This is a genomic window from Sphingobacterium sp. lm-10, assembly GCF_023554555.1.
In the GTDB taxonomy this organism is placed as follows: Bacteria; Bacteroidota; Bacteroidia; order Sphingobacteriales; family Sphingobacteriaceae; genus Sphingobacterium.
The window spans coordinates 405129-423539 of the sequence record NZ_JAMJWC010000001.1; the positions used below are offsets into that span (position 1 = coordinate 405129).

Annotated in this window: 9 protein-coding genes; 5 read left to right on the forward strand and 4 right to left on the reverse strand. The window is 42.9% G+C overall.

Annotated features, from left to right (window positions below; all coding sequences use genetic code 11):
- Window position 1 precedes the first annotated feature (1 nt).
- Genes M8998_RS01625 through M8998_RS01645 form a run of 5 tightly spaced genes read left to right on the forward strand, consistent with a single transcriptional unit; the run spans window position 2 to window position 13963 of the window.
- Window positions 2-3976: a hypothetical protein gene (locus M8998_RS01625; protein ID WP_249990247.1), complete on the forward strand. Its 3975-nt coding sequence runs from the start codon at window positions 2-4 to the stop codon at window positions 3974-3976.
- Complete coding sequence (locus tag M8998_RS01630; protein WP_249990248.1) at window positions 3960-5420, forward strand: hypothetical protein; 1461 nt, start codon at window positions 3960-3962, stop codon at window positions 5418-5420. The genes M8998_RS01625 and M8998_RS01630 overlap by 17 nt, the downstream gene beginning before the upstream one ends.
- A gap of 2 nt (window positions 5421-5422) precedes the next feature.
- Window positions 5423-12475 carry a type I polyketide synthase gene (locus M8998_RS01635; RefSeq protein ID WP_249990249.1) on the forward strand — a complete coding sequence of 2351 codons (7053 nt, stop codon included), beginning with the start codon at window positions 5423-5425 and terminating at the stop codon, window positions 12473-12475.
- Window positions 12476-12487: 12 nt separating this feature from the next.
- Window positions 12488-13243: an aspartyl/asparaginyl beta-hydroxylase domain-containing protein gene (locus M8998_RS01640; protein WP_249990250.1), complete on the forward strand. Its 756-nt coding sequence runs from the start codon at window positions 12488-12490 to the stop codon at window positions 13241-13243.
- Window positions 13244-13303: 60 nt separating this feature from the next.
- Complete coding sequence (locus M8998_RS01645) at window positions 13304-13963, forward strand: hypothetical protein (protein WP_249990251.1); 660 nt, start codon at window positions 13304-13306, stop codon at window positions 13961-13963.
- Between the two features lie 437 nt (window positions 13964-14400).
- Here M8998_RS01645 and M8998_RS01650 read toward each other — a convergent pair whose 3' ends face one another.
- The 4 genes from M8998_RS01650 to M8998_RS01665 form a co-directional block, all read right to left on the reverse strand.
- Window positions 14401-14715, reverse strand: coding sequence for a hypothetical protein (locus M8998_RS01650; RefSeq protein WP_249990252.1), 315 nt, complete (start codon window positions 14713-14715; stop codon window positions 14401-14403).
- Window positions 14716-14728: 13 nt separating this feature from the next.
- Window positions 14729-15337, reverse strand: coding sequence for a 2,3-bisphosphoglycerate-dependent phosphoglycerate mutase (locus M8998_RS01655; RefSeq protein WP_249990253.1), 609 nt, complete (start codon window positions 15335-15337; stop codon window positions 14729-14731).
- A gap of 112 nt (window positions 15338-15449) precedes the next feature.
- Window positions 15450-17792: a ribonucleoside-diphosphate reductase subunit alpha gene (locus M8998_RS01660; protein WP_249990254.1), complete on the reverse strand. Its 2343-nt coding sequence runs from the start codon at window positions 17790-17792 to the stop codon at window positions 15450-15452.
- A 12-nt stretch (window positions 17793-17804) separates the two neighbouring features.
- A complete protein-coding gene (locus M8998_RS01665) occupies window positions 17805-18404 on the reverse strand; it encodes a peptide deformylase (RefSeq protein ID WP_249990255.1) in 600 nt (199 codons plus the stop codon).
- Between the last annotated feature and the right edge of the window lie 7 nt (window positions 18405-18411).

Sequence of the window (18411 nt, forward strand, 5' to 3'; positions counted from 1 at the left end):
GATGTCAGATACGAAACTTTCACCAGTATGGCCAGGGCCTTGTGTTTTGGTACCTATGGCTACAGATGTTTTACTGATCGGTAATATCGACTATCAGTCAAAAACAAAATGGTCCAGTTTAAAGGACAACTATTACAATCTGTATATGTTGCAGTCGCCGGATCAGCCCGCTCCATTTGGAGAGAAGAAATGTCCAGAACCCGGTGTACACCTGATGTGGACACTTCCGTACAGCATGCGTAAAGGCAGTCAGAATAATGAAACCCATGAAGTGACTTTCCCTAACGCGCCTAATAGATGGCTGGTAACGAGATTTGAGTACCCTCGTGCAATTAACGATACGATTCCCGATGGGACACCAATAAAAGTGAGTCCTGTCGTGCAGGACAATGGAGTCAACATTGTTATGAGTGATGCACTTTATCCTATTGAAGATGCACCTGGTAATTATAACCAATATCCATACCCGGAAGATACTGAAGGGCTACCCGTAAGAGGTATAGGCAAAACGTTTATTTTAAAAGACTGGACGGGTGAGGCTACAGCAGGGAAATCCTTCCTTCAGGCCGTCGGACCCGGAGATGTTTCCTGGTCGGTAGCTTATGATAATATTACCAATGTTTTTTCCCTACATGATACGCCTGATCCATCAAACGCCATATTTACCTATTCTATTATAGGTTGGTATGCTAATCTGGATGATGATATATTGACAGACCTGCCGGTAAATAATGAGGAAATATGGGAAACAGCAATAAGAGAAAAATACCTCTGGACGGTAGGTGATGGTACTGCCGACGTGGAGGATGCCATTCATGCATGGTTGGATTGGCAGAAAGCGCATGGATTGGTAGGGGATTTCGATCCGTCACAAATCAATTTACCAGAACAGGCAAAAAACGCTATTATAGCCTGGTATAACTGGCAACAATCGCATGGCGATAAAGCAGCTCCTTTGTCACTGCCTACACAGACCATTTGCCATTCTATGGTTGCCAATGTTATTTGGGAAGGATATGATACATCCTACGGATCGGGTGCTCCAGGTGGGGGAACTCAGTTTCCAGATGTTGCTATAGGTAGTAATGCTATTGAGGCTATATCAGCCTACATGGCCAATAAAGTAGCCAAAGAGTATAAGCAGGAGTCTTTTGTTTTCGAGATAGAACGGGCTTTGGAAGCATTTCAGAGAGATTTGATCTTCGATCTGGATAATGATCCCGTCAATGTGGAGACCCAACTGCATAATTCAAGATTTGAAACAACGTATGCCGGGCAGGAATGGATCGTCGTTAATGCAGAACAAGGTGAAAATAATAAAGCCGAAACAGGTGGCCAGCAGACAGTACATCTTGATGAAACGCAAACTAAGTTTTTAATTGCCCTTAATACACTACAGTCTGAAGTGAATGACCTTTATCGGCTTATCATCAGTCAGAGGACAGAGTTATTTGCACTTAGCCTGAAAAAAAATTATGCAGGAAGGAGAGTGCCCAACTTGGTCAAGGAAAGCCTTCAGGCTATATCAACAAACTTAAATGCGAATATTGATGGGTATAAAACCAAGCAGGAACAAGCCACTAATGATGCAAAAGCTTATCAGGACTCTCTTGGGTCAGAATATGTAGTCAAGGCGGTTGACCTGGTTGCTTTTGCGGCTCCAAACGATCCGGTTATTATGGTGGCCGGCATAGGGCAGGATACCAAGCTTTCGGACCCAACCGAATATCAGGATGGGAGTTTCTTACGAGTGAGGGTAACAGGCCAAACCGTTTCGGCCATTGATATAAGTTATAAAGTGAGTGATAGTGTACAGACACAAAACATTGGCGCTGCTGAAATTCTACATGCTGTATCCATGCCATCATGGAATGTCATTCCTAAAGAGGTAATGGATTTATGGGTGGAGTCTTTATTAATGGACCAAAGCTGTGCTCGTCTTCTTGCTACCATATTCTTCAACAAATGTGGTGTAATTAAGCCTGACAATAGCCAGATTAATCCGCTGGCAGAACAGGTCAGGAAACAACAAACGGTTGTCTGGAACGATCCCAGAACATTCGAATGCCATGTACAGACTCTGGCCGACGTCGCCAAATTTACAGGTGTGATTCCATCCGAAATTGGGGTGGCTTACCGGATCAAACAGCCTTGGAGTCCGGTATATATGGATTGGAAGATACGCTGGCTACCAACCTCATTAGACGATACAAAGGAGCTGCTGGAGTGGCGCCTTGGAGATATAGATTATGAATGGCAGGGTAGTGAGATTACACCTATACAAAACTTTCCGCCATTTATGGGCAGGGCAATCCTCAATGCGGAAACGTCCAAACTAATTCAGGGAAAATTCGAAACATTTACCGCCGATTCTAATTATGATACTTCAAACATACCCTACTACATCAAGGAAGATCTAAAAATCGTAGCCAAAGAAATAGCAAAAATAGACATCTTAACACAGGCGATGAATGGATTGACCAAGCAGTTGACCACCTCATTTATTGCGATGAATACTTATCCTACAGACGCTGATGTGGTCGATTTGTTAGGAGATTCAAACTATAACTTCAGGCCGGTTACGGGGAGTATGAATGCGGCAAGTCCCCAACCATTTTTCCCTATTCCCGCGGGGCATTTCGAAGTGTTGGATATTTGGGTTGTAGATGCTTTCGGACAGATATTACAGGGCGGACAGCAGAGTCCCATTCCAGATGTTAACTGGTCTGAAAGCCTTACAACGATAAGCCCGGCCTACCATGGAGCCACAAAAAACTTTGGTCAGCTTCCGCCTAGATTGGCACAACCCGCTAAGGTAAATCTCCAACTACTACAAAATGATGATGACAACATTAAAAGCAACTCATCGGACCTTACAAGCCCAATATGTGGTTGGGTAATGCCTAATCATCTGGATAATTCATTGATAGTCTTTAATGCGGAAGGGGAAAATATGGGAGCTGTCATTAAGGTAGGACATGAAGGAGATAGCGGCGACAGGACGGCAAGTTTTACCATAAGATGGGATGCGGTGCCAGGTAGTGATGCCGCTTTAGGCGCGCCACCCGAATTTTTTAACAAACATCTTCAGGCTTTTATAATCAGGCTATTAGCCACTGCGCCCAATGGGTCTGGTGCTTATGACGACTTTATGGCTTCTATTGACGATTCACTGTGGACAATGAGCAACTTGGGTAATCAAAATGGAAATCTTTCCATACTTCTGGGAAGGCCTCTGGCTCTGGTAAGAGGCGAAATAGCCATGGCACTCTCGGGTATGCCGGCATTCAACCAAAGCTGGATGGAGACGGGTAAGTATTATAACCAATCGGGAACCTACAAGTTGGAATTACCTGATTTCTGTCAGGTGCCATTTACCGTAAGGGTGGGCGATAGCCATGCGGAAAGTAATGGTGTTTTAGGTTATTTCCAGGAGGATAATTATGATACTTTTTACTCAGTGTATGGCGCAAATGGGCAAACTGTCAGGATAAACGAGGCTTTCTCCAAGGCTAATAACCTGCAAACAAAAATTTCGGACCTCATTGATGATGGCAGAGAGGTGAGGTACAAAACCAATTATGTAAAGGCTAAACATGTGGTGCAGCTTGCCGCAAATGAAAAGCCAGTGAAGCTTACCCTGCTTATAGATCCTTCAGGCAATATTCCTGTCATTTCGGGTAGCCTCCCATCGCTTACCATAAACTTGCCAAATGGGCCGGTGGCTACAGCATTAAACAATCTGAAAGCGACATTTAGAGCTGGTCCGCTGCTTTTAGATCCCTTAAAAATAAAAATGCCAACTCCAGCAGAAGTAAAGGGAAAATGGTCATGGATGGCAAGAAAAGATGTCACTACCTGGAATGAAGAGGTAGCAATATCGTCATCTACACCTGTGGCTACACTACATACAACACCTCCATCACTTATTGAGGGGTGGATCGTACTATCAGGATCTCATGCAACAGATAACTAACTTAAGTAAAGAAACCATGGCGAATACCACTATTTTAGAGTACTCATTCCTGCCAAATGAAGTATTTATAAGTACTTCTGTAGATATAAGGATGATCATTAAAAATCCGCAGAATGGAAGCCTGATAAAATTTAAAGGTGGTCGCGACGGAGATAGCATACAGGTTTATTTTCCTCTGGGCAAAGGGGCGACAGATCTGGTCGAAAATCTTGATTTTAAAACCAGGGTGCCAGCAGGCACGACCTGTGAAAAATCGTCTTTTGGAGATTATTACACACTTAATTTCACCAATAATACAACGAAATTGCAGCCTGGAGAACAATTGGAAATCATTTTTCTTCAGGTACCTGTTAACTCACAATACAAAGACGCTACGCCAGCGGTGATCAAAATAGAAGAAGGGATAGGCGAGTACGATGGAGACGCATTTATCAATATCGCTAAGAAGCCCAATGATACTTTTGAGGTAATAGCCTGGGTCAGTCCTTCTACCATCGGATTAAACCAGTTTGCCACGCTATATTGGCAGTCAGTTGGAGGTACAAAAGTGGTTATTGGGCCATTTAAAGATGGCGATAAAACTTTTAAAGTAGATGGGCCGCCCCCCAGTCCAGGCAATTTTAAGATCAATATACCGTCAACAACCGAGTCACAACGAACATATACACTAACCCTGTATACTTCGGATCAGCAACATACCGCGGTACCGGTAACCCTGACACAAAACCCACCACTCATCACGGCATTTACAAGTGATAAGAGCGGCTTAATATCGGTGGATGATGCTATGGTATTAGACTGGTTCTACCTTTGGGGCGGATCCTCCGCAATAAATTCAAATTCGGGATTGCAGCTCAATAATCCCCGACCGGAGATTACCGTAAATCCAGGAAAAGATCTGGCGCAATTCTATAAAGGTAATTATGAAAATATGCCTTCATCGATTTATTATGAGCTTTATGTTAATGGATTTCAAACACCCGCAAAGAGAAGAGTTGAGATAGGGTTACTTCCGGTAAAGTTATTATACTTTAAATATACCAGTCAGGATGCAAGTGGTGGCCTGAGCGGAATTGATTATCAGTTTGATACTCCGGAATGGAAAGGTTTTAAACTGGATATTGAAGGAAATAATCTGGCAACACTCACCTTATATCAACCCGGAAGCACAAAAGAAGTTTATTATCTGGGGGCAGATGACACCATTCATCCACAGATACAATTTTTCACGTATAAAAGCAAAGGGAGTGGTGTTTACGAGTTGTCGTGGATAACCGCTAATCTTGACGAGCTTACTTTGGATCCGAGCGGAGATGATATCCCAGTAGCTCAGATCGAATCCGGTACAAAGGATGTTAGTCTTACCGCTTCGGCTACATTCACACTAAAAGGAACTGCTAAAAACGGATCGATAATAACAAGCCAATTACATGTAATTATTTAGCTATGGATAATAAAATGACTGTCGTTGATCTGGTGCTGCGCTATCCAGAAGAAAAAGGGGACGAAACAACGCTAATCTTTCTGGATGCCTATGGCAATGAAAAAAAGCAATTCACCAGTAGAAGCCTCAAAGAAAGCTGTCTTCAGGCAGCGTATAACCTCTCTTCGGATATCACTCCCAAAGATATTACGCTTTTGATTGCTGAAGATGAGTCCGACTTTGTGCTGGCTTTTTTCGGATGTATCATGGCTGGAGGCATTCCTGCTCCGCTTGCTCCGGTACGAAAGTCCAGGAATAAGCACGGTTATGAAAGCATTTTGGAAATTTTAAAACGCGGTCAGGCCAAGAACGTGGTGATCGATGAGATTCATCATCAGCCTCTCGAAGAAGTGCTGCGCCAAGAAAGTGTATCTGGAGTTAAGGTGATTTCTGTCGATTCCATTAAAACCCAACCCGCAACTGCTGTTACATTACCTCAGTTACAACCCCATGATATTGCCTATATCCAATACACCTCCGGTTCTACGTCCGCTCCAAAAGGGGTGGTACTAAGGCATAAGAGTGTCATGAACCACGTTGCGAAGATGTATCGTGTATTCCAGCGAGAAGAAAGCCTTAGGCTGGTAGGCTGGATTCCGTTTCATCATGATATGGGACTGGTAGGTCACTTATTTTCCATATTATACGAATCAGGATTTGGGGTTATTTTGTCACCTTACACGTTTATATCTTCACCGCATTTATGGTTGGAGGCTATCGATAAATATGCCGCAAATACGTCGGCAGCACCTACTTTTAGTTTCGAGCACTGCGTCCGCAAAGTAGATGATAGCAAAATTTTTGACCTAAGCACCTGGAAATATGCATATGTAGGATCGGAAACCGTATCGGTATCCATTCTGGACGATTTCTATCATAAATTTAAGTCAGCAGGGTTTAGTAGGAATACCTTTAAGCCCGTTTATGGTCTTGCCGAAGCCACATTGCTCGTGGCAGGAGGCCGGCATGGATTGGAAGAAGTAGAGCAGCATATTTTCTGGAGAGATCTCGGTGAGCACAAAAAGAGATCAATAATGCCTTATCTTATTGATGAGGAAGATGTGGTTAAAATAGTTGATAATCAAACTGGTAAGCAATGTATTGAAAGTGAAGTAGGGGAGATATGGATCGAAGGTCCATCTAATTCCAGTGGGTATTTAGGCGAGATCTTGGATGAACGCAATATCGTGAAAACAGGTGATACCGGTTTTGTACGTAATGGTTATCTATACATAACAGGACGCCTAAAACAGGTGATTGTTATTCGTGGTGTAAACTATGCCGCTGAAGACCTGGAAGCCTGCGCACGCCACTTCCTTTCCAATGTACGAACGAATGATCATACACTCTGTGTTTCGCACATAGACGGATCGAAAGAAGAGTTTTTTGTTTTTCAGGAAGTGCACCGGCATACAAACAATAGTGAGCTGGATAAACTCGCATCACAAATTAATTCCAATCTTGCCGAAGGCTATGGTATATTACCGAACCGAATCATCTTTCTGGCACAAGGACTGATACCTAAAACCGGTAATTATAAGATTGCCAGAGGAGAATGCCTGACACAATATTTGTCGGGCAAAATGCAGATTATGTATACCGTTGCTGGAGAGGTTATTGAAAAAGATATTGCTCAAGACGATCCTGTGGTCGTTGTCGGTATGGCTTGTCGTTTCCCCGGTGGGGTAGACAGCCCAGAAAAATACTGGGAATTATTGTCCGAAGGAATTGATGCAGTAACCGAAGTGCCACCGAGCAGATGGAACAATGATTTGTTTTATGAGGATAAGGTTGCTGTACCGGGTAAGGTGAATACCAAATGGGCTGGATTTATTGATGGCATTGACCAGTTTGATCCGGCACATTTTGAGATTTCGACGGTCGAGGCGCCCGAGATAGACCCGCAACAAAGGTTGCTTATGGAGACTTCGTGGAGACTATTAGAAAATAGTGGCGTAAAGAAGGCCGATATTTCGGGATCAGACACCGGCGTTTTTATTGGAATGTCTACCAACGACTACCTCTACATGAAAATAAAGCTTAGCCCGGGTATGGATGGGTTTAATGCTTATACAGGTCTGGGGAATTCCAATAGTGTAGCGGCCAACCGACTTTCATATTATTATGATTTTAAGGGCCCTAGTTTAGCCGTCGACACCGCTTGTTCATCTTCATTAACAGCATTACATCTTGCGGCACAGGCTATTATAAATGGCAACTGTACGCAAGCAATAACAGGTGGTGTAAATGCCATTTTATCACCGGGTCCTACCATCACGCTGTCTCAGTTTGGCATGATGTCTCCCGAAGGCAGATGCAAAACATTTGATGCCAGCGCCGATGGTTATGTGAGAGCAGAAGGTTGTGGGTTGGTGATGCTCAAGAGGAAGTCGGCTGCGGTAAAAGAGGGCAATAAGATACTCGCCGTGCTGTCCGCCTCTTCTGTAGGCCAGGATGGACGCAGCCAAGGTATTACGTTTCCAAACGGAAAATCGCAATACCAACTGATTAAAAACACCCTTAAAATTGCGGGACTAAAAGGTAGTGATATCAGCTATGTGGAAGCGCATGGTACAGGCACGGCATCTGGTGATCCTATTGAAATGGAACAGGTAAGAAAACTCTATGGAGTAGGAAATAAAACCTGTTATGTAGGCTCCGTAAAGGCAAACATAGGCCACCTGGAAGCAGGGGCTGGAATTGCCAGCGTCATTAAGGCGGTTTTGATGCTACAACACAGACAAATTCCGCCACAAATAAACCTTAAAAGTATTAATCCAAAAATTCAATTAGATAATACCAGACTAAAGATTACCAAAGAGTTGGCAGATTGGAACATCGATAACGAAACCCGAAGAGCTGCTATCAGTTCGTTTGGTTTCGGTGGTTCCTTAGCCCATGCTATCTTATCAGCTCCCGACGTGATCGAAGCCGTTCATGAACCTTCATCTTATCAGTTTGCCCCAAGGCCGTTTGTATTTTCTGCTACAACAAGTCAGGGTGTTACTGATCAGGCTAAGATCCTTAATGAATGGCTTGACACCGCTCATGGACTTACTATCGAAGATATATGCTATACCCAGGCTATGGCAAGATCCGACCTGAAATACCGTCACTGTGTGGTGGTCAACTCCAGACAGACACTAAAAGAAAAGCTAGAAGGCTTTATCAATTCGGGCGAGGCGGGATCCAAACCAATATCCTTAACAGATACTTGTTTCCTTTTTACAGGACAGGGCGAGCATTATCTACATATGGGAAGATTGCTCTATCTAAGGTTTCCGGTGTTTAAAGCAGCTTTTGATCGATGTGCACAGGTTATAGATACGACGTTAGGCGATGGTTTTAGCTTAAATCATATCGCTTTTGAGGAAAGAGATACATTATTTTGGCTCGACAAATATATGCAGCCTATCCTTTTTGCTGTGCAGTATTCTTTAGGAATACTATGGCAGGAATGTGGGGTAATGCCTTCGCATTTGTTAGGGCATAGTTTAGGCGAGTATGCAGCAGCATGTCTGGCTGGATGTTTTGAGCCGGAGACAGGTATGGCCATTTTACTTAAAAGAGCGAGCCTGATTGATACACTGGACAACAATGGGATGATGGTTACCATTTTTGCAGATGCTGAAGAGATCAGCAAAATAATGGATCACGATAAAGTGAGGATAGCGGCCATCAACAGTAAAAAGAAAACGGTTGTTTCGGGTGAAGTACCCGCCGTCGCACAACTATTGGAACATTATAAGCAGTTGGGAATAGAAACATATCATTTGAAAACATCTCATGCTTTCCATAGCCATTTGATGAAGCCTATAGCGCAGGAATTTGGAGAATATCTTCAGCAGTTTAGCTTCAAACGCCCCGAAAAGAGATGGATTTCTTCATTAAGAGCAAAAGTGATGAATGAAGCACCAGATTCCAGGTACTGGGTAGAACATCTGATAAACAAGGTTGATTTTAAGAGTGCCGCCGCGTTGCTTCCCCAAAATAGTCGACTCAATTTTGTCGAGATTGGTCCCGGAGCCAGTACATTGGTGGCGGTAAATGACTCACTAAACCTGACAGATTCTTTGCTTCTACGCTCTTTGAACGTCAAGAAAGGTGAGCGTACAGAAGATTATTTCTTCTACGATTCGGTCTGTAAATTATACCAGTCTGGAATAAACATCAAGTGGGATGCCATATTGGAAGGCTATGCGTATCCTAATCGTTTGCCGGGGCAAAAATTTATGCATAAATCGTATTGGATGGCGGGTATTAACGCCGAAAGGCTATCAGAGTTTGCAAATCCTTCGACCGGAGCAACTGTTTACAGGAATGCTGAAAAATGGTTAGACACGGATATTTATAATCTTAGCTGGAAAGAAACTTCGGCACCAACACAGGTACCGCTGTCAAAAGAGTTAAATTGGATACTCATCGGTGAATCCGGAAATTTGACGGAAAATTTGCTTCAGGATTTAAAAGCACATAAAAATAATGTTTACTGGATAAGGATAGAAACTGCAGAGCATACTTCCAGTAAATTAAAACCTGAATTCAGCCTTTCAGATAAAGCAAATGCGCTGGAATGGTCGGCCATTATGGATAAAATTATAAACCTGAAGAGCCGAGATAATAGCAGTGACTGGAAGCTTGTCTTTCTCACCCCGGGAGGACACTCTATACCCGAAGAATTTGACATTCCTAGCCTAGAGTATACCGTAAATTGTGGTAGCGGTGTACTTATCCCGTTGATGCAGGCGCTTAAAAGAAATGCCTTAGTCATGCCGGTATGGGTGCTTACTACACAATCACAATACATTGCCGAACAGGATAGCGAGATCAACCTAGCACATGCTCCTGTGTGGGGTTTTTCAAAAACGCTCTTTCTGGAACACCCCGAATTAAGAGGCGGATTGATCGATATTGATTCCCAGACCTCATCACAAGTTATTTTAAATAAAGTGAATAATCCGGGTAGTGAGCGAAGTATTGCCATAAGACGGGACAAGCAGTATATTGAATATATCGTTCGTGAAGAACAAGAAATAATCAAAGATCAGGTTGCTCTTCGCGCAGATGGTGCTTATGTAATTACCGGAGGTTTAGGTGGGCTGGGATTGAAGTGTGCCGAATGGGTAATAAACAAAGGAGGAAAGCATTTGGTATTAATCAGCCGGCGCGCATTGCCGGAGGCACATCTTTGGACGGTTATCGGCGAAGAAAATCCCGATTATCAAATTATAAAACAGCTTTTAGTATTTCAGGATAAAGGCGCGCAGATTGAGGTAATTTCTCTAGACATTAGAGATGTCACGGGATTGGAAAAGTTAGTGGGGAACTTGGATAATAGGAGTGTTCCCCTTAGAGGAATCATTCATGCGGCTGGAGTAAACTGGTTTAGCAAAGTGATGGATCTAGACCAGGAGAATTTCCTTGAAACATTGAAGACAAAGGTCTCCTCTTCATGGGCACTACATCAGTTCAGCCTAACAATGGATTTAGATGTATTTATCCTGTTCTCCTCCGTATCGGCACTATGGGGATCGGTAGATTTAAGCCATTATACCGCCGCAAATCATTTCATGGATATGCTGAGCCTGCAACGACGGAGGCTTGGTCTCCCATCGTTGTGTATAAACTGGGGGCCATGGGGAGAAGTGGGCATGAGTGCGGAAGAGCGGGAAACGGATCTTTTACATAAGCTCGGATTTCAATTAATGCAGCCAGATGCCGCATTGGCCGCTATGGAAAAAGCGTTGTCACTAGATAGGCCGCTTTCGCTCATCGCCGCTATTGATTGGCAGAAATTTGGGACATTTATCGATTTTTCACTTCAACCATCCTTATTTGTAGAAGTATATTCTGCCGACAAATACGAGCAGAAAATCATTAGCGGTAGCATTAAGCTGATACAGGAAAGTAGTCCTGAAAAAGCCCGAGAGCTGATTGAAGGCGCGGTAAGGATTAAGCTGAGAAATGTGATGCTTATCGATTCCTTTGACAAGATTGAGGGTAATCAACGATTTAATTTTCTTGGTATGGATTCTCTAATGGCCATACATTTTGTGGTTGAATTGGAACAGTATTTTGGCTGCCAATTGCCCAATACGCTGGCGTACAATTACCCAACGATAGATGCCGTAAGTGATCATATATTTTCGCTTATCTACCCGGAAATATCCAATAGAGTAGATAGTAGTGTCACAATTCCAGCTATAGAAGCGGCTGTCGCCAGGCAGGAAATTATCCCTGTTAAGGAAGAAGAGCCTGAGTTGCTGTTTAAGGTCATAAAAAAAGCAACCCAGCCGATTAAGCTCAAAATGTATTGTTTTCCTTACTTGGGTACCGGTTCATCTGCTTACGAGAAATGGGCGGGTATGTTTGGCCATGACGTAGAGCTTATTGCTATACAGCCGCCGGGCAGGGAAGAGCGCAGCGATGTAAAGCCCTTTAATACCATGAGCGACCTGATGGACTCATTACTTTCCAATTTCGAAGAGCCGGAAGAAGACTATGTGTTTTTCGGTCATAGTTTTGGGGCACTTATGGCCTATGAGTTTTATACTCTATTGAAAACGCGTCATAGAAAGACGCCCTATAAGCTTTTTCTCTCTGCATGCGAAGCACCATTAAACCCTTCCGAAAGTAGGCTACATGAGTTGTCCGATACGGAGTTTATTGAAGAGATGGTTGTAAAATACGAAAACTCACACGATGTGTTGGAACGAAAAAAAGTGCTCACGAGCAATTCCTCGCTTGTTAGAGCAGATGTGCAGATATTAGAAACCTACGTGCCGGGAAAAGAGCTAGTAGATGTACCACTTACTTTAATCGCGGGCGCAGATGATCAGATATCCGACCTGGAAAAAGTAAAAAGCTGGATAAATCTGGCAAACCATAATTTCTCTATTCACTTGATCAACGGTGGCCATGAATTGATTAAAAATAATAGTACTGAGCTGACCAATATAATAAAGGATGCTGTTAATTATCCATCTATTAATGGCTATCATCACTTAGAAAATTAACCACATTAGCTTATGAAAACCGACAACAAACCATGGTATAACTTTGGCGGTGGCCGCTATATGGGCAGCGAACCTTTTTTTTATGAAAGGGAACGATTGCCCTGGACAAAGATCATTGAAGATAACTGGGAAGTTATCAAAGATGAAGTTATAAGTCAGATGACGGAAAAGCCCAAGAACTTAAAACCTTATTTTATCAATAAAAGCATGTCTTTCCCTCCAAAGAAATGGAAGACAATGGGCATTTATTTCTGGAAGTTTGTGATCCGCGAAAACTACAAAAAATGTCCGGAGACGATAAAAGTATTACGGAAGATACCAGGGCTGACCTCGTTTTCATTAAGTGTGCTGGAACCCGGCTCTAACATCAACCCACATCAAGGCGATACAGATGCGATCATCCGCTGCCATGTGGGGATTGATATTCCTGGTACGCTACCAGATTGTGGTTTTCAGGTTGGGAAGGAGATAAGACCTTGGCAAAACGGTGTGACGCTTCCTTTTTGTGATGCCCATACGCATACGGCATGGAATCACACCAACCAAAAGCGACTTATTCTTATCCTCGATGTCATGCGGGAAGAGTATGTTAAGGAGCAAAATGCGATCTGTGCGCATATTTTAGCTTCTTCCGCGATACAGATGATCTATCAAAAATATCCTTTTTTTAATAGCAGAAGCGGATATGTAAAAAAGGGAATGTACCACTTTATAAGAGTCTTTGTGTTGGGTTTACTCCCTATACAGAGGTTCGTTGCTTTTCTGTGATAAGGTTCTAAAGTTGAGATGTAAGCATCCTATAAATAACTATACTTAAACAATAAGATTATGAATGAAATTAAACACTTGGAACGTATAAAGACGTTTCTTCACGAGTTAGAGGCAGGGCGTATACAATCCACAGGGGCGACTGTTGTCGATTTTGCCGGCGTTCTTTACAATGTGGACGGTAGTAGTGATGATCCAAAGAGAATTCCAGACCATAACGGAGAAAATTGGAAACCTTTACTGGTCGCTTTTGGAATAGATCACGATTGTTATGTAACAAATGCTGTTCCTGCACCAGGTGCAAGCCACCCTGCAGGATGGCTGGGAGGCCACATGACAACAAATGCTAATGGCCAGGTTGCCAACGGCGGAACCTGCTACCTCATGCCGTTATGTTCTTGGCACAACAGTACGTCGCGTAATGGTGTGGCGTTTGCGCATACGGAAACAAGAATGCTTGAACTCACAGGCTATAATCTCGGAGAACTTCCCGTCACCTTTGCGCTTCGTTTGCCAAGCGAAATGCCTTTTGCAGTATTATTTTACGAGAATGATGAATGGAAATTTAAAAACATTTCACACAATGAGGCCATTAAATTAAAATCAAGTGTCCATAAATTATCCTCCATTCAACCAGTTGAGCACTATGTGCTCATCGAGAGAAAGTGGGATGATAGGACGACTTATCATGCTTTGGCTTCCACATTACCGGGAGCGTAAGTGTAGCTAATGGCAACCTTTTCTATTCATGAACGGAAACTTATTATGCTGCGAGTGCTTCTCACTGCTCTTGCATTGCAGAAACTAGGTTACATGCGCCACATGAAGCACGGTGTTTAATCACAGTTAACCTATCGAGAGTATTCTTTTAGCGGCAGTAACAAGGTAAACATCTTACTGCCGCTTCATAATAAATGGTAAACTCATTTTGCTTATATTAATAAGTTAGATATTATCATTTGTTCCTGTAACAATCCAACCGAATACACCTATATAATGATTACAACTGATTTCGGCAGCAAAATACCTTTTATTGTTCTGTGTACTTTGCTAATAACCTTCTGTGTTGCGCTCAGTAGCTTCTCACACGGTAAAAAATATGTTCACGTAACATCAGTTTGGAGGAAAGTTAAATTTCAATCAAACTCAATCTTTTTTCAGAGGTAATTTCTTCTCCATTTTAACTTCTCATTTTGTCTAGCAATAATCAATCGTGCAATAATGTGTCCATCTGTCTCTTGCTTGTCCGTATTATTTAACGCATTCCTTACTTTGCTTTCATCTACATCAACTCTATATAACAATGCTAGCAGCAGATTGACATTGGAAAGAATAAGTTCATCTATATGTTGCGCTAGTATATCCAATAACTCAGAAAATGCCGGACTATTGACCGAGGGAATGACATCTATAAATTTTAGCGACATTAATAATTCTTCAAGGTTTTCCTGATGTGAGATGTTTGGGTTCATGCCGTGTGTTTATTTAATCTGGGGTTTTTATGGGAAAAATTAATAACTGCTCACCTGTTAAATCATAAATAATGGGCACACAGGTGGCGATTTCCCTTTCCAGAATTTCCGCAGGAGACAACTGCTCGATAAACATGACCAGGGCACGGAGACTATTGCCATGTGCTACGATCAGAATATTCTTGTTATTAATGAGTTGGGGCAAAATAAACGACCGGAAATAAGGAACCACACGGATATAAGTGTCTTTCAAACTCTCGCCACCGGGAGGCGCTACATCATACGATCGTCGCCAGATATGTATCTGCTCATCTCCAAATTTCTTGGCTGCTTCTGATTTATTTAGCCCTTCTAGATCTCCATAAGATCTTTCATTGAGTGACTGATCCATGATGACAGGAATTTCCTCCCATCCGTTGGTTTTTTGGATAATCTGTAATGTGTGCTGCGCCCGAATCAATTTAGAGGTAAATGCCACATCGATATGATCATCTCTGATCTGAGACGCCGCGATTCTGGCTTCTTCTCTGCCAGTATGCGTCAGATCTACATCTTTCCAGCCTGTAAAACGGTTGTGCAAATTCCATTGAGATTGTCCGTGTCGTACTAATATTAATTTCATAACTAATTTCGGCTATTGCTGCACCTCTGATTCGAAGATTGTATCTGCGTATTTATATGACTGCTCATTTCCTTAATTTTTGTACTTCAATCGCTTATTCTTTCCGATCCTATTAACTTCCACATGCGATGCATTCCTCGGAATTGTCCAAAGAGCAGGATATCTCAGCCTGTTTGTCTTCTGAAGAGAATGCCGTTTCAACGGTAAACTTGATGGCATCTACCGCTGCTTTAGTGCGCAAATAATACATTCCTGTTTTCAGTCCGCTTTTCCAAGTGTGGAAGTGCATAGAGGTCAATTTTGCGATATTCGGTTCTGCCATAAATAGATTTAAGGACTGTGATTGGCAGATAAAAGCACCCCTGTCTGCCGCCATATCAATAATGGTTTTCTGCTTTATTTCCCACACCGTTTTGTAAAGTGCTTTAAGGCTGTCTGGAATTTCTTTAATACGCTGTACCGATCCGTTTTCGGCGATCAGTTTGTTTTTCATAGCAGGATTCCACAGGTTAAGTTCGGTCAGATCTTTGAGCAGGTGCTTATTGACTACAACGAACTCTCCTGAAAGCACACGCCTGTTATAAACATTGCTTGTATAGGGTTCAAAGCATTCATTATTGCCTAATATCTGTGAGGTGGAGGCGGTAGGCATTGGTGCGATTAGTAATGAATTGCGAACGCCAAATTTTTTCACCTCTTCCCGCAATGCGTTCCAATTCCAGCGTTGGGACGGTTCAATATTCCAAAGATCAAATTGAAATTTCCCTTCTGACAGTGGCGAACCATTGAAGCTCTTATAAGCACCTTGTTCTCTCGCCAATTCCATCGAAGCCTCCATTGCCGCAAAGTATATTGTCTCAAAAATTTCGATATTCAACCGCTTCGCTTCTTCACTTTCAAAAGGCAATCGCAATAGGATAAACACATCCGCTAGCCCTTGTATTCCCAAGCCGATCGGACGATGACGGGAGTTGGAATTTTCAGTTTCAGGTATGGGATAATAATTGCCGTCTATGATCTTATTCAGATTCCGGGTAACGATTTTAGTGATCGCGTACAGTCTTTGGAAATCAAACCCATTTTCAATAACATAGCGAGGCAAGGCCAGTGAGGCAAGATTGCATACCGCTACCTCATCGGCATTGGTATACTCCATGATCTCGGTGCACAGATTGGAACTGCGGATTACGCCGATGTTCTGTTGATTAGATTTTTTGTTAGCGGCGTCCTTGTAACACATATATGGTGTACCTGTTTCAATCTGGGCTTGTAAGATGGCATTCCACAGCTCGCGGGCTTTTACCTGTTTGCGGTGGTACCTGCCATCAGATTCGTAATGCTGGTACAGTTCCTCAAAGGCATCACCATAAACATCATATAAGCCCGCAGCCTCGTTTGGGTCGAATAGCGACCAGCTGGCATTGGCTTCCACACGCTGCATAAACAGGTCAGGTATCCATAGGGCTGGGAAGAGATCTCTTGCTCGCATCTCCTCCTTTCCATGATTTTTACGAATATCCAAGAAATCAAATATATCGGAATGCCATGGTTCGAGATATACTGCGATTGCTCCCTTGCGTTTGCCACCACCCTGATCTACATAACGTGCCGTATCGTTGAACACGCGTAACATTGGCAAGATACCGTTAGAAATACCACCCGTACCTTTGATATAGCTACCTGTCGCACGTATATTGTGTATGCTCAACCCGATTCCTCCGGCAGACTGTGAAATCAAGGCACAGCGTTTCAGCGTGTCAAAAATGCCATTGATGCTGTCCTCGGTCATGCTCAACAGGAAGCAAGATGACATCTGCGGTTTGGGCGTACCCGAATTGAATAGTGTCGGTGTAGCGTGAATAAACCATTTTTCGCTCATCAAATTGTAAGTCTCTATAGCAGCCTTGATGTCTTCCTTGTGAATACCCAGCGCCACACGCATGAAAAGATGTTGTGGGCGTTCGGTCACGTCACCATTGGTACGGATCAGGTAAGAACGTTCCAAGGTCTTAAACCCAAAATAATCAAACCCGTAGTCCCTGTCGTAAATGATGCTGCCGTCTATCTCATCAGCATTTTTGCGAATAATCTCATAAACTTCTTTTGATAATAGGGGAGCAGGGTTGTGGGTAACAGGGTCGATATAGTCGTACAGCAATCTGGCCGTTTTGGAAAAGGATTTTAAGGTATTCTTGTGCAGGTTACTGACCGCAATACGAGCCGCCAGTACAGCAAAGTCAGGGTGTATCGTGGTATAAGCTGCAGCAGTCTCGGCAGCAAGGTTGTCCAGTTCGGTGGTGGTTACATCGTTGTAAATGCCCTGTATTACTTTTTTAGAAATTTCGATGACATCCTTTTCTGCTATGGAAAGTCCATAAATGAGCTTGTGTATGCGGGCGGTGATTTTATCAAAATGCACTGCCTCTTGTTTTCCGTTTCTTTTTATTACGAACATCCTTAGTTTGCTTTATTTGTTTCTTTTCGGGTTGCCAAATTTCATCTCATATGCCACCCGCACTTTGCCGTTTGCCAATTGATGGAGTTTAGCTTCCATCAGTTGTTTACCTAATGGCTTTAGCCTATTCACATAGAGCAATCCTTGTATATGGTCGTATTCATGAGCGATAATCCGTGCCGTCATGCCAGTGAACTCCTTTTCTTTCTTTTCAAAATATTGGTTTTCATAAGTCACACGGATTGCCCAAGGCCGAATTACTTTTCCCGACAAAGTTGGGACACTTAGGCAGCCTTCTACTTCTTCCCATTCCTCTTCCGAGTAGGAATTGATCTGAGCGTTGATAAATACCTCACGGATCCCCTCGTCACCAGGTGAGAAATAGAGTTTTCGCTGTTTTTCGCTCAACCCTAAATAGATAAGACGGCTATCTACTATAAACAGGCTGATTGACCGTCCAATTTGTGGCGCTGCCAAGCCACAACCTGAAGCATCGCCCATGGTCTCCCACATATCAGCAACCAATTTGTCCAAGTTTGGATAAGTCTTATCTATTGTAAGCGTTCGTTTTTTTAGTACCGAACTACCATATCCGTATATTGCTAATCCCATATCTGAT